Annotated in this window: 12 protein-coding genes; 7 read left to right on the top strand and 5 right to left on the bottom strand. The window is 50.7% G+C overall.

The genetic code is table 11. The annotated features are described in order from the left end of the window. Positions 1-40 precede the first annotated feature (40 nt). The 3 genes from nagE to glnS all read left to right on the top strand — a co-directional run bounded on the left by nagE (position 41) and on the right by glnS (position 6309). Positions 41-1531 (top strand): N-acetylglucosamine-specific PTS transporter subunit IIBC, encoded by a 1491-nt coding sequence (gene nagE / locus PTW35_RS04730; RefSeq protein ID WP_281026725.1) that lies wholly within the window; start codon positions 41-43, stop codon positions 1529-1531. A gap of 199 nt (positions 1532-1730) precedes the next feature. Next, the gene (locus PTW35_RS04735) at positions 1731-4454 is read left to right on the top strand and encodes a beta-N-acetylhexosaminidase (protein WP_281026726.1); all 2724 of its coding nucleotides are present in this window, start codon (positions 1731-1733) and stop codon (positions 4452-4454) included. A 190-nt stretch (positions 4455-4644) separates the two neighbouring features. After that, positions 4645-6309, top strand: a complete 1665-nt coding sequence (glnS, locus tag PTW35_RS04740; protein WP_281026727.1) for a glutamine--tRNA ligase — start codon at positions 4645-4647, stop codon at positions 6307-6309. 131 nt (positions 6310-6440) lie between these two features. On the opposite strand, the gene fur is transcribed toward glnS, so the two are convergent. Then, the gene (gene fur / locus PTW35_RS04745) at positions 6441-6887 is read right to left on the bottom strand and encodes a ferric iron uptake transcriptional regulator (RefSeq protein WP_039462908.1); all 447 of its coding nucleotides are present in this window, start codon (positions 6885-6887) and stop codon (positions 6441-6443) included. Between the two features lie 208 nt (positions 6888-7095). Between fur and PTW35_RS04750 the strand changes: the two genes are divergently transcribed. Beyond that, positions 7096-7614 (top strand): DUF4442 domain-containing protein, encoded by a 519-nt coding sequence (locus tag PTW35_RS04750; RefSeq protein ID WP_281026728.1) that lies wholly within the window; start codon positions 7096-7098, stop codon positions 7612-7614. A 54-nt stretch (positions 7615-7668) separates the two neighbouring features. Here the strand turns inward: PTW35_RS04750 and fldA are convergent, their stop codons facing one another. The 3 genes from fldA to PTW35_RS04765 form a co-directional block, all read right to left on the bottom strand. Next, the gene (gene fldA / locus PTW35_RS04755; RefSeq protein ID WP_039462903.1) at positions 7669-8196 is read right to left on the bottom strand and encodes a flavodoxin FldA; all 528 of its coding nucleotides are present in this window, start codon (positions 8194-8196) and stop codon (positions 7669-7671) included. 153 nt (positions 8197-8349) lie between these two features. Beyond that, complete coding sequence (locus PTW35_RS04760; RefSeq protein ID WP_039462901.1) at positions 8350-8571, bottom strand: DUF2788 domain-containing protein; 222 nt, start codon at positions 8569-8571, stop codon at positions 8350-8352. A 77-nt stretch (positions 8572-8648) separates the two neighbouring features. Further along, entirely contained in the window at positions 8649-9416 is a 768-nt protein-coding gene (locus PTW35_RS04765; protein ID WP_281026729.1) for an alpha/beta fold hydrolase, read from the bottom strand. A 102-nt stretch (positions 9417-9518) separates the two neighbouring features. Here PTW35_RS04765 and seqA point away from each other — a divergent pair, with 102 nt between their 5' ends. Both seqA and pgm read left to right on the top strand, forming a co-directional pair. Continuing rightward, the gene (gene seqA, locus PTW35_RS04770) at positions 9519-10070 is read left to right on the top strand and encodes a replication initiation negative regulator SeqA (RefSeq protein WP_281027432.1); all 552 of its coding nucleotides are present in this window, start codon (positions 9519-9521) and stop codon (positions 10068-10070) included. 39 nt (positions 10071-10109) lie between these two features. Beyond that, complete coding sequence (gene pgm, locus PTW35_RS04775; RefSeq protein ID WP_281026730.1) at positions 10110-11756, top strand: phosphoglucomutase (alpha-D-glucose-1,6-bisphosphate-dependent); 1647 nt, start codon at positions 10110-10112, stop codon at positions 11754-11756. Positions 11757-11806: 50 nt separating this feature from the next. Here pgm and PTW35_RS04780 read toward each other — a convergent pair whose 3' ends face one another. Continuing rightward, positions 11807-12613 (bottom strand): DUF1853 family protein, encoded by an 807-nt coding sequence (locus PTW35_RS04780; RefSeq protein WP_281026731.1) that lies wholly within the window; start codon positions 12611-12613, stop codon positions 11807-11809. A 168-nt stretch (positions 12614-12781) separates the two neighbouring features. Between PTW35_RS04780 and PTW35_RS04785 the strand changes: the two genes are divergently transcribed. Beyond that, positions 12782-12988, top strand: a complete 207-nt coding sequence (locus tag PTW35_RS04785; protein WP_281026732.1) for a DUF2517 family protein — start codon at positions 12782-12784, stop codon at positions 12986-12988. The last annotated feature ends 18 nt before the right edge of the window (positions 12989-13006 follow it).

Raw genomic sequence — 13006 nt, forward strand, 5'->3', positions numbered from 1 at the left:
TCTAACATCGAATCTAAGAAAACCATAGGGGGAACTAAGGGTGAATATTCTTGGATATTTTCAAAAAGTAGGTAAAGCGTTGATGGTGCCAGTCGCCACGCTGCCTGCAGCTGCAATTCTAATGGGTATTGGTTACTGGATTGATCCAAACGGCTGGGGTGCCAACAGTGCACTGGCTGCCTTCTTGATCAAAGCGGGCGCCGCAATCATCGATAACATGTCAGTACTGTTTGCAGTGGGTGTTGCTTACGGTATGTCCAAAGATAAGGACGGTGCGGCAGCACTATCCGGTTTCGTTGGTTTCCTTGTTGTTACTACTCTACTTTCTCCTGGCGCAGTTGCTCAAATCCAAGGGATTGACGCAAGTGCAGTGCCTGCGGCCTTTGGTAAGATCAACAACCAGTTTGTTGGTATCTTAGTCGGTATCGTATCCGCTGAGATCTACAACCGCTTCTCGCATGTTGAGCTGCACAAAGCGCTTGCATTCTTCTCTGGTAAGCGCCTGGTACCTATCCTGACTTCTTTCGCCGGTATCTTTATTGCGTTCGTACTGATGTACGTCTGGCCAACAGTATACGGTGGTCTGGTATCCTTCGGTGAAGGTATCCAGGGCATGGGCGAACTTGGTGCTGGTATCTACGCATTCTTCAACCGTCTATTGATCCCTGTGGGTCTTCACCACGCACTGAACTCAGTATTCTGGTTCGATGTAGCGGGTATTAATGATATCCCTAACTTCCTAGGCGGTGCTAAGTCAATTGCTGAAGGCGTAGCAACCCCGGGTGTGACTGGTATGTACCAGGCTGGCTTCTTCCCAATCATGATGTTTGGTCTTCCTGGTGCAGCTCTAGCTATCTACCACACTGCTAAGGCGAAGAACAAAGAGAAAGTTGCTTCAATTATGATTGCTGCTGGTTTCGCTTCTTTCTTCACTGGTGTAACTGAGCCGCTAGAATTCTCATTCATGTTCTTAGCTCCAGGCCTATACGTTCTTCACGCATTCCTTGCGGGTATCTCTGTATACATCGCAGCATCAATGCAGTGGATTGCTGGTTTCGGTTTCTCTGCAGGTCTGGTTGATATGGTTCTATCAACGCGTAACCCGCTAGCAACTAACTGGTACATGCTGATTGTTCAAGGTCTGGTATTCTTCGGCCTGTACTACGCAATCTTCCGTACGGTTATTGTTAAGTTCAACCTGAAGACTCCTGGTCGTGAAGACGAAGATGAAGCTGCTTCTGAAGTAGCTGGTTCTCAGGAAACAGGTGAGCTAGCTAAGCAGTACATCGTAGCTCTAGGCGGTGTATCCAACCTAGAAAACATCGATGCATGTATCACTCGTCTACGTCTAACTCTGAAAGACAGCAGCCTTGCTGATGAGAAGACGCTGAAAGCACTAGGTGCAATGGGTGTGGTGAAACTAGGCTCTAACAACCTACAGGTTATCCTTGGCCCACTAGCTGAAATCGTTGCGGGCGAGATGAAAAAAGTTTCTCCGAACGAAGACCTATCAGCGGTAAAACTTCCTTAATGACTTAGTCCTAAGTCATAGCTAACGACCCTATCGGCCTCCATTCGGAGGCCGATATTGATTCAGACTCAGCAATCACCTGTTACCCCACACCTACACAGCCATTTCTACCTTGCCGGCGATGCCGGGACTTCAAGGGTGATTCTTAGTGCGTGCGGTTTCAGATCATTGTTATGTTTGTTTGCCTGGGAGGGTACCAATGGTTGGTACTGCCTCGGGATTTCGGGATAAGGAGTTACTCGTGAAAACATTCAAATTAAGCCTATTAGCCTCTGTGGTTGCCATGGCAGCCACCGGTTGCAGTTCTGACTCAACGCGTTCAAATGTCCAGGCTGATCAGCAAGTGGCTGACGCGTTGGCAGCGAACTTGGGGGTGAATTACCAAGTGGTCACCAATCACGGGGCAAACGAAGGACTGAAATGCCGTGAACTGGCCGCTGAGTGGGCATCGTGTGATTTGATTAACCTGACGCTGACCAACAATGGCCCGGCTCTGAATGATACTGACTGGAAAATCTACTTCCACAGTATCCGTATGATCCTGGATGTTCAGAATGAGCAGTTCAAGGTGACCCATATCACCGGCGATTTGCATACTTTGGAGCCGACGGACAAGTTTCAGGGTTTTGTTGCCGATGAAAGCGTGGTGATCCCGTATATCGGCGAGTATTGGACGCTGTTTGAAAATGATTACATGCCGCGAGCCTACGTCGTGGCAGGCGATTCCGAGCCGAAGACACTGAAAAGCATGGACAGCGAAGACCCGTCGACTTACCTATCGGCAATTGATGGCGAGAACTGGAAGCGTACCCCGGCAGACAACAATACCTTGGCAACAGCCCAGTCTCGCTTCGAGAAAAACAGCGATGTTGATTTGCTGGCCAAGGAAGAGTTGGTCGGAACCATTATCCCGACCCCGTTGGAAACCCGTTTGACTGGCGGTACGGTTTCATTGGCGGATGGCATCAGCATTGACAACCGGGCCTTGCCGACAGCAATGCTCGAAGCTGCGACGGATCGCATGACTACCCTTGGCGTGAATACGCAAGGGCAGTACCCGGTGAAGCTGGTATTGGACCCGCAGCGCTTCGATAAGACCAATAAGGTCTCTGGTGCCTACCAGCTCGAAGTCAGCAAAGGCAGCACCGTGATCACGGGGTATGATTACCAGGGTGCTTTCTATGGCTTGCAGTCACTGATGTCGCTGATGGGAACCGGTACCGAGCAGACAATTCCCAGTGTGAAGGTCACGGATGCACCTCGCTTTGACTACCGTGGGGTGATGGTCGATGTCGGCCGTAACTTCCACTCTAAAGAAGCGATTTTGCGTACGCTTGACCAGATGGCTGCGTACAAGCTGAACAAGTTCCATTTCCACCTGACAGACGATGAAGGCTGGCGTATCGAGATCCCGGGCTTGCCTGAATTAACAGACATCGGCGGTCAGCGCTGCCATGACTTGTCAGAAACCTCTTGTCTGTTGCCGCAGCTGGGCTCGGGACCGGATAGCAATAACTTCGGTTCGGGTTTCTACAGCAAGCAGGACTATCTTGAGATCCTGGAATATGCCAAAGCGCGCGGTATTGAGGTGATCCCGGAAATTGATATGCCGGCCCACTCACGCGCAGCGGTTGTTGCGATGGAAGCGCGCTATCAGCGCCTGGCGGCAGAGGGCAATTTGGCTGCGGCAAACCAGTACCGCCTGATGGATCCGCAAGATACCTCCAATGTCACCACGGTGCAGTTCTACGACAAGCGCAGCTTCATCAACCCATGTATGGATTCTTCGCTGAACTTTGTCGACAAGGTGATCACTGAAATGGCGGCGATGCACCAGCAAGCGGGCATGCCGTTGAACACTTGGCATTTCGGCGGTGACGAAGCCAAGAACATCAAACTAGGAGCCGGCTTCCAGGATATCAATGCTACCGACAAGGTCGAGTGGAAAGGTGATCTGGACCTGTCGCAGCAAGACAAGCCGTTTGCTAAATCGCCAATGTGCCAGCGGGCAATTGCAGATGGTGTCGTGTCGGATTACGCCCACCTGCCAAGCTACTTCGCCGAAAAAGTCAGCAAGGTGGTGGCAGAGAAGGGCATCGCGAACTTCCAGGCATGGCAAGACGGACTGAAGTATTCCGAAGATGCCAATGCGTTTGCCACCGACAATGTCCGGGTGAATTTTTGGGATGTGCTTTATTGGGGCGGCGGTGCATCCGCTTACGACTGGGCAGCGAAGGGGTATGATCTGATTGTCTCGAACCCGGACTATGTCTACATGGATATGCCTTATGAAGTAGATCCGCAGGAGCGCGGTTACTATTGGGCAACCCGGGCGACAGATACCCGTAAGATGTTTGGTTTTGCGCCGGAAAACCTGCCACAGAATGCCGAAACCTCGGTTGACCGCGACGGTAACGGTTTTGCCAGCAAGGGTACTGCCGAGTTTGATGGCTTCCATGGCATGTCTGCCCAGCTATGGAGTGAAACGGTCCGCACCGACGAGCAGTATGAATACATGGTTTTCCCACGGGTGCTGGCGGCGGCAGAGCGTGCTTGGCACCGGGCAAGCTGGGAGCGTGACTACCAGCCGGGGGTGGAGTACAGCCAGGCGACTCGGTATGTCGACAAGGCATCACTGCATGGAGACTGGGCCCGTTTTGCCAATTTGCTAGGCCAGCGGGAGCTTGCCAAGCTGGACGCGGCAGGGATCCAATACCGTGTACCGGTACCGGGTGCCAAATTAGAAGCCGGTATTTTGCATATGAACATCAGCATGCCGGGCCTGGCACTGCAGTACTCGACTGATGCCGGTGCTACGTGGCAGGCCTACGATGCCAACCGTAAACCAGCAGTATCCGGTGATGTAGAGGTGCGGGCAGTGAGCGCAGATGGCAAGCGCTTCAGCCGTTCTGTTGCGCTATAAATTATTCGCTAAAAATCATGATTGGCGGGGTAAACCCCGCCAGTTTCGGCCGATTCTATTTGTTACCCCGCACGATTGCGGGGTTTTTTTATTCATATCGACAAACAATGTACACTATTTGTTGAGTCGGCCCCTATATTTATGGATCATAGGGGACTTAAAAATCCTGTAAGCACACGAGGTGTAATTGATGAGTGAATCTGAAGCTCGTCCAACTAACTTTATCCGCCAGATCATTGATGCGGATTTAGCAAGTGGCAAACATACAAGCGTACATACCCGATTCCCGCCGGAGCCAAATGGCTACCTGCATATCGGCCATGCGAAATCTATTTGTTTGAACTTCGGTATTGCTCAGGACTATCAGGGTCAATGTAATCTTCGCTTCGATGATACTAACCCTGAGAAAGAAGACATCGAATACGTTGAGTCTATTAAGAACGATGTTAACTGGTTGGGCTTTGAGTGGAGCGGTGAGATTTGTTACTCGTCGAACTACTTCGATAAGCTATACGGGTTTGCTATTGAATTGATTAATAAAGGCTTAGCGTACGTTGATGAGCTAAGTCCAGAGCAGATGCGCGAATACCGTGGCACCCTTACCGAAGCCGGTAAGCACAGCCCATACCGTGATCGCAGCGTAGAAGAAAACCTTGAGCTGTTCGAAAAAATGAAGAACGGCGAGGTGGAAGAAGGCAAGATGTGCCTTCGTGCCAAAATCGATATGTCTTCACCATTTATGGTGATGCGTGATCCGGTAATCTACCGTGTCCGTTTTGCGACTCACCACCAGACTGGTGACAAGTGGTGCATCTACCCGATGTACGACTTCACCCACTGTATTTCTGATGCGCTGGAGGGCATTACGCACTCTATCTGTACATTGGAATTCATGGACAACCGTCGCCTGTACGATTGGGTACTGGAGAACATCACCATTGATTGCCAGCCGCGCCAGTACGAGTTCAGCCGCCTGAACCTGGAATACACGGTGATGTCCAAGCGTAAGCTTAACCAGTTGGTGACAGAGAACCTGGTTAACGGTTGGGATGACCCACGTATGCCGACTATCTCTGGCTTGCGTCGCCGTGGTTTCACGCCAGCATCAATTCGTGAGTTCTGTAAGCGTATCGGTGTGACCAAGCAAGATAACACTATCGAGATGAGCTCGTTGGAATCGTGCATCCGTGATGATCTGAACGAGAACGCACCACGTGCGATGGCCGTGCTGGATCCGGTGAAGGTTGTGATCGAAAACTTCGATGGCGATGCCGAAATGCTGGATGTGGCCAACCACCCGAACAAGCCTGAGATGGGCAGCCGCCAAGTACCGTTCACCCGTGAACTGTATATCGAACGCGAAGACTTCCGCGAAGAAGCGAACAAGAAGTACAAGCGCTTGGTGCTGGGTAAAGAAGTCCGTTTGCGTGGCGCATACGTGATCAAAGCTGAGCGTATCGAGAAAGACGAAGACGGTAACATCACGACTATCTTCTGTACTTACGATAACGAAACCCTAGGCAAGAACCCTGCCGATGGCCGTAAGGTCAAAGGCGTGATCCACTGGGTATCTGCCGAGCAGGGTATCCCGGCTGAAATCCGTTTGTACGACCGTCTATTTACTGTACCAAACCCTGGTGCCGCCGATGACTTCGTCTCTGTGATTAACCCAGAATCACTGACCGTGATGAAAGGTGTGGTTGAGCCTTCATTGGTTGATGCCGAAGCAGAGAAGGCATTCCAGTTTGAACGTATGGGTTACTTCTGTGCAGACAGCAAAGATTCTTCGAAAGAGAAGCTGGTCTTTAACCGTACTGTAGGCCTGCGTGATACTTGGGCAAAAATTGGCGACTAAGCCGGTATTAGCCCGATATGAAAAAACCAGCCCAAGGGCTGGTTTTTTTATGTTATCCAACAAGAACGGTTCGGCTGATTGAGTGGCCAAGTGTTGAGCTCCTGGCCTTATTGTTTTTTACTTGGGCCTAATTATTTCTTGTCGTGCAAGGTATCGTCTTCTTGGCAATTGCCTTCCATACAGTGACCATATAGGTACAGGCTGTGGTTGGTCAGGCGAACGTTGAAGCTAGAAGCGATTTCTTTTTGACGTTCTTCGATAATTTCGTCAGAGAATTCAATAACTTTGCCACAGTCGAGGCAAACCAGGTGGTCATGGTGATGTTGTGTTGCGAGTTCGAACACAGACTTACCACCTTCAAAATGGTGACGCGTTACAATGCCGGCATCGTCGAATTGGTTCAAAACGCGGTATACCGTCGCCAAGCCAATTTCTTCACCGATATCGATTAGCTTCTTGTACAAGTCTTCAGCACTGATATGCTGGCAATCCGGCTGTTGTAGCACTTCCAGAATTTTAAGGCGTGGAAGGGTTACTTTCAGGCCAGCTTGTTTTAGTGCGTGATTGTTATCTGACATTGGAGTTTCCTATTGGCTACCCGCACCCTCATGATACGGTAGTCTTTCTCTTCTTCCCTCATTATAAGTGACCACAAGGTAACAATAAACCTCAAAACGGGTCAATCTTGCTGATATCTAACTTTTCTTTTTGTTGCGCAGATGTTGTCAAGATGTACGGTGGCGAGTTAGGATTGGCTCATCGTACCAGCCACAAGGGAATATTGCCGTGTATCGATTCTTCCGGCCGCCAATCGTCAAGTTTGCCCTTAATCTGTGGCCTCCTTTTTGGGGGGCGGGGATACGTATTGTCCGTATTTCTGAGGATTTTCGCCAAGTCAGGATCCAGTTAAAGTTAAAATGGTGGAATAAAAATGCTAATCGTACTCAATACGGAGGTAGCATTTTTTCGCTGACGGATCCGGTGTATGCCCTGATGCTGATAGGGATCCTCGGTAAAGAATATTATGTTTGGGATAAACAGGCCGAAATTCATTATCTCAAACCCGGCAATACCGACCTGTTTGCCGACTTTTTGATCAGCGAAGATCAGCTTGGACAGATCCGGGCTGCGACAGCCAGTGGGGACAAATACTTTCCTGAATTTGTGGTACAGGTGAAAAACACCCAAGGAGAAGTGGTGTCACAGGTGAGGCGGGTGTTGTATGTCCGTAAAAAGCCACAGTATCGCGCGATTTGTGAAGATGGCGAAAAAGATCCGCTCGAGGAGCCGCGGGCGATAACCTAGATAAAAAATGCCGGGCATAAAGCCCGGCATATCGGTTTCTAACGCTTGGGATGATCAGTCATCTAGCTCGGCTAGGCACATTTCATCATAAACCTGGTTTACCCACTTCTGAACTCGCTCTTCAGTCAGTTCAGGCTGGCGGTCTTCGTCGACGCACAGGCCAACAAAGTGATTGTCATCGACTAGGGCTTTTGACGCTTCGAACTCAAAACCTTCGGTAGAGAAGTGGCCAACGATTGTCGCGCCACGGCCTTCGACGATTTCACGTACCGTGCCCATCGCGTCGCAGAAATACTCAGCGTAGTCTTCCTGATCACCACAACCAAAGATAGCAACCAGTTTGGTTGAGAAGTCGATTTGCTCCAGCTCAGGGAAGAAGTCATCCCAGTCGCACTGTGCTTCACCGTAGTACCAAGTTGGGATACCTAGCAACAGTAGGTCAAAGTTATCGATATCTTCTTTGCTGCATTTCGCGATATCTTTGACTTCAACTAGCTTTTTGCCCAGTTGTTTCTGGATCATTTTAGCGACCGCTTCTGTGTTACCAGTGTCGCTACCAAAGAAGAGTCCTACACTTGCCATAGTAGAAATTACCCGTTATTAATGTTGACCGTTAGCCTACTTGCCAACGATAGAAATAGCCTTGTCAGGAGTATACCCTGACGGTCGGTGATCGCGGAAGGTAAAGTCAGCCCACGGCTGCTTTTGGCAATCACTAACAGTAATCGTTCAGTTTTAGCCGATGCCTGCGCCTTCCCAGCTGATTTGGATCAGGCCTTTGGTGATAAATCCGGCACATCCAAGGAAAAGTACCAGCCAGACGATTTTTCGGCCAAAAGGTGGAACATCGCCTTGTTTTAGCACATCTTTAATGGCCATGCCGATAAAGAAAAATATCGCGGCAAAGAGCAAATCCAGCCCAATAGATTCAAGCAAATCCATGTGCTCGTACAACATTAGTGTCTCCTTTCCACATTATCGTCATTATTGAGCCAGGCGCGCACTATATCATAGACAAGGCCTGCCTGTTAATGCTAAGCAGCTTGCAGGAAGTTCAAAATGATGCGATTGACCGTTTCTGGCTTTTCGGCATGCAACCAATGCCCTGTATTGGCGACCAAATGGGCCTTGGCATTGGGAAATTGCTGCCCGATCGCGCTGCGGTGCTCGGGCAGGATATATTCCGAATTTTGGCCTTTGATGAATAAGGTCTTGCCTGTAAATGGGGGGATATTCTGCCAGCCCATGATGGTATCGTAGTTGGCAATCAGGCCCTCGACGTTGAAGCGCCAGTCGAATCGGCCGCTGTCTTGCTTGGCGAAAGATTTCAGCAGGAACTGGCGTACTCCAGGCTCGGTGACATGCTGCGCCAGCAGAGGCTCGGCTTCGCTGCGCTTGCTGACAGTATGGCGGGAGACTTCGCGCAGGCCGCTGAAGACATTCTGGTGGCGGTGGACATGGTAATGGACCGGGGCCATATCCAATACCAGTAGGTGGTTGATACGGGCAGCCGCGAGCTCGGTTGCTGCCATTGCCACCTTGCCGCCCATAGAATGACCAATCAGCGAGAAGCGTTCGATGTCGAGCTGGTCGACAACCGCAAGGACATCTTGAGCCATTTCGCGATAGGTAAAGTGATCACTGTGCGGGGAGCGGCCATGGTTGCGAAGATCAACGCTGATCACTTTATATTTATCTTTCAATGATCTGGCCATTAGGCCAAGGTTGTCGGCACTGCCGAACAGGCCGTGGATCAAGACGATCGCATCGCCTTGGCCATCGACTTGGTAATGAAGATTCACTGACTATTTTCTCTTGTAGTTAACGCTTTACCGTAGAGTATAACCTCGGATCACGTTATAATCTCTCGGTGATTTTTAAACGGAACGATAATGAACACTACGATGAAGACTATTGAGGTAGACGAAGAGCTATATCGTTATATCGCGAGCCAGACCCAGCACATTGGTGAAAGTGCTTCGGACATCCTGCGCCGCTTGCTGATGATGCCTGATCAATCTGTAGCTACCTTGCAGCATGAGGTGGTTATGCCGGTACGTCCGAAAGGCGTAGTGGTGAGCAAAGATGCGGGCAACGTGGTCCCAAATACCGATCGCGTAAAAGAAATGCGCTCATTGTTGATTTCTGACGAGTTCGCTGCCCAGGAAAAAGCGATTGGCCGATTTATGCTGGTATTAACCTCGCTTTATCGTATTGATCCTCAAGGTTTCTCTGAAGCGGCTGCTATTAAGGGACGTACCCGCATTTACTTCGCCGATACAGAAGAGAAACTGCTGGCTAGTGGTAAAACGACCAAGCCTAAGCAGATTCCGAATACGCCTTTCTGGGTGATCACGAATACGAATACTGATCGTAAACGTCAGATGGTTGAGCAACTGATGGTCAAGATGAGCTTCGGTGGCGATATCATTGAAAAAGTTTGCGGTGAAATTTAACCGGCAATATGCCAAATTAGTTTTTACAAGGATACGTTAATGGCTATTCATCCTCGAGCGGGGCAGCGTGCCCAGCAAGAAGATATGCACAATATTCCCGCGTTGGTGGCAAATTATTTCCTGATTGAGCCAAGTGCTCAAAACTCGCAGCAGAAGGTCGCTTTCGGCACTTCTGGTCACCGCGGTACTGCCGACAAAGGAACGTTTAACCAGCACCATATCTGGGCGATTGCCCAGGCTGTGGCTGAAGTTCGAGCTGCCAATGGCGTAACGGGCCCACTTTTCCTGGGCAAAGATACCCATGCCTTGTCGGAGCCAGCGTTCACTTCGACGCTTGAAGTGTTGGTGGCGAACGGTGTTCAGGTCGTGATCCAGCAGGATCGTGGCTATACCCCAACACCGGGTGTATCGCATGCGATTTTGTGCCACAACAAAGCACACGATGCCAAGGCGGACGGCATTGTTATTACGCCGTCGCACAACCCACCGCAAGACGGTGGGATCAAGTACAACCCGGTCCACGGTGGCCCGGCGGAAGGTGCACTGACCACGGCCATCGAAACCCGTGCCAATGAAATCATTGCGGCGGGTATGGCAGGTGTCAAACGCGTTTCTATCCAAGAAGCCTTGGCCAGCGAACTGGTTGAAGAGCGTGACTTGGTAGCGCCTTATGTTGATGATCTGGTCAATGTCATTGATATGGCTGCGATCCAGAAAGCCAACCTCAAAATCGGTGTTGATCCGCTGGGTGGTTCTGGTATCGAGTACTGGCGTCAGATCGCCGCCCATTACGGTCTGGATCTTACGCTGGTGGATGAGTCTATCGACCCGTCTTTCCGTTTCATGTCGCTGGACAAAGACGGCGTGGTTCGCATGGACTGCTCGTCGCCTTATGCTATGGCGGGCCTGCTGGCGCACAAAGACAAGTACGACCTGGCATTTGGTAACGACCCAGACTACGACCGTCACGGTATCGTAACGCCTGCGGGTCTGATGAACCCGAACCACTTCCTGGCCGTATGTATCGATTATCTATACCGCCACCGTCCAGATTGGGCACAGGAAGTTGCGGTAGGTAAGACTCTGGTATCAAGTGCGCTGATCGACCGTGTTGTTGCAGACCTAGGTCGTGAGCTTTGCGAAGTGCCTGTCGGCTTCAAGTGGTTTGTTGACGGCCTCTACAGCGGTAAGCTTGGCTTTGGCGGCGAAGAAAGTGCGGGGGCCTCTTTCCTACGCATGGACGGTACGCCTTGGTCCACTGACAAAGACGGGATCCTGCTTTGCCTCGTGGCGGCAGAGATCACTGCAGTAACCGGTAAGAACCCACAGCAGTACTACGAAGAGTTGGCGGCTAAGCACGGTGCTTCTGAGTACAACCGTCTGCAGGCTGTCGCGAACGGTGAGCAGAAAGCGGTACTGAGCAAGCTATCTCCTGAGATGGTTGCAGCAGAAACGCTGGCCGGTGATGCCATCACTGCGCGCCTGACCCATGCTCCGGGCAACGGTGCGGCGATCGGCGGCCTGAAAGTAACGACTGAAAATGGTTGGTTTGCCGCACGCCCGTCAGGTACGGAAGATATCTACAAGATCTACTGCGAGAGCTTCAAGGGTAAAGAGCATTTGGCCTTGATTGAGAAAGAAGCGCAGGAAATCGTGAGCAAGGTATTTGCCGACGCAGGTTTATAATCTTGCGAAATTGATTGCGAAAACGCCCGCTTATTACAGCGGGCGTTTTTTTATGTCGTTTTCATGGAAGAATACGGCCAGTGCTCGGGCATTACAAACCATACTTTGTCATCGGGGGCGATGGCCATGGTAGGGTTACTGACCGCCGTAAGAGCGGGCTCCTCGGCTATCAGGCTGTAGCGCGGGGGGGCGATCCACTCGGGCTTGGCGATAGGTCGCAAATTAAGATCTGCAGCCTGACCCGAATAGCACCATAGGCCTTGCGCCGCTTCAGGGGCAAGCTTGATTCCTGACCCGCTGTAGTCGGCAAAGGCCGGGTAAAACAAGCGGCCCTGCATGATCAGGCGGCGCGTCTCGATGTCGCCAAATTGGGTATGGTACCGGGCGATGAAAGCAGGGTGCTCCGACAGCCTCAACTGGTGGGTAAGCATCTTGCCAGCTTTTTTATCCAAATCATCCCGGGCATTGGGGCCGGGCCATCTTTCCTCGAATGCGAGGTAAAATTTGATGGCCACTTCCCAGTGCTCTACCTTTCCGGTTCGGCTGTCTTTTACCAGAAAATCGACCGCGCCGAGTGTGCGTTTGTCGACACTCAATTGGATTTCCTCGGCGAGTAAGTCATAGCATGGGTGATGCAGGATCAGCTGTTGCCACAGCCACTGGTAGAAAAAACCCAAGCGGCGTCCACCTTGGTACTCGATACCTTTGGGGATAATAGCGTTACTGGCAAATTCATCCAGCCAGTCCTGGCCTGCAATGAATCGATGGCCTGCCAAGAGTGGGGGAAGGGTGAGAATGGCCTTGAAGCTGTTGTCGGTATGTTCTGTTGCTGTTGTTTTATTGTAAAGAATAGACATTTCGCTATAAAACCCTTCTTTTTATAATGATATCGACTAATAAACCCTGGATATTAGGTAGTGATGCCTAAACCTATTTTTTACATTAAAGATCCGGCTGATAGGTAAAGCACCTTAATCAGCTTGGTATCTGACCAGTATGTCGTTCTGCCTGGCCAAGGAGGCGTTATGTATACTCGCTATTCACCGTTGCGTATTTTTGTTCGCCGTGCGTTTGTTGTCACTGTCAGTGTAGTGACCTTTCCCGTCATGATGTTCACTCCAATGGAAACACGCTCAAAGCTATATAGCTACCTGCATCGGGTATGGCTGAAAACCAGTACTAAACCCGTTTGGCTGACTCAGGCGGAGCTAGCTGCCCAGCACCTCTATTAGGCGCCTCTTCCATTACCT

This window comes from Photobacterium sp. DA100, assembly GCF_029223585.1.
Classification (GTDB): domain Bacteria; phylum Pseudomonadota; class Gammaproteobacteria; order Enterobacterales; family Vibrionaceae; genus Photobacterium.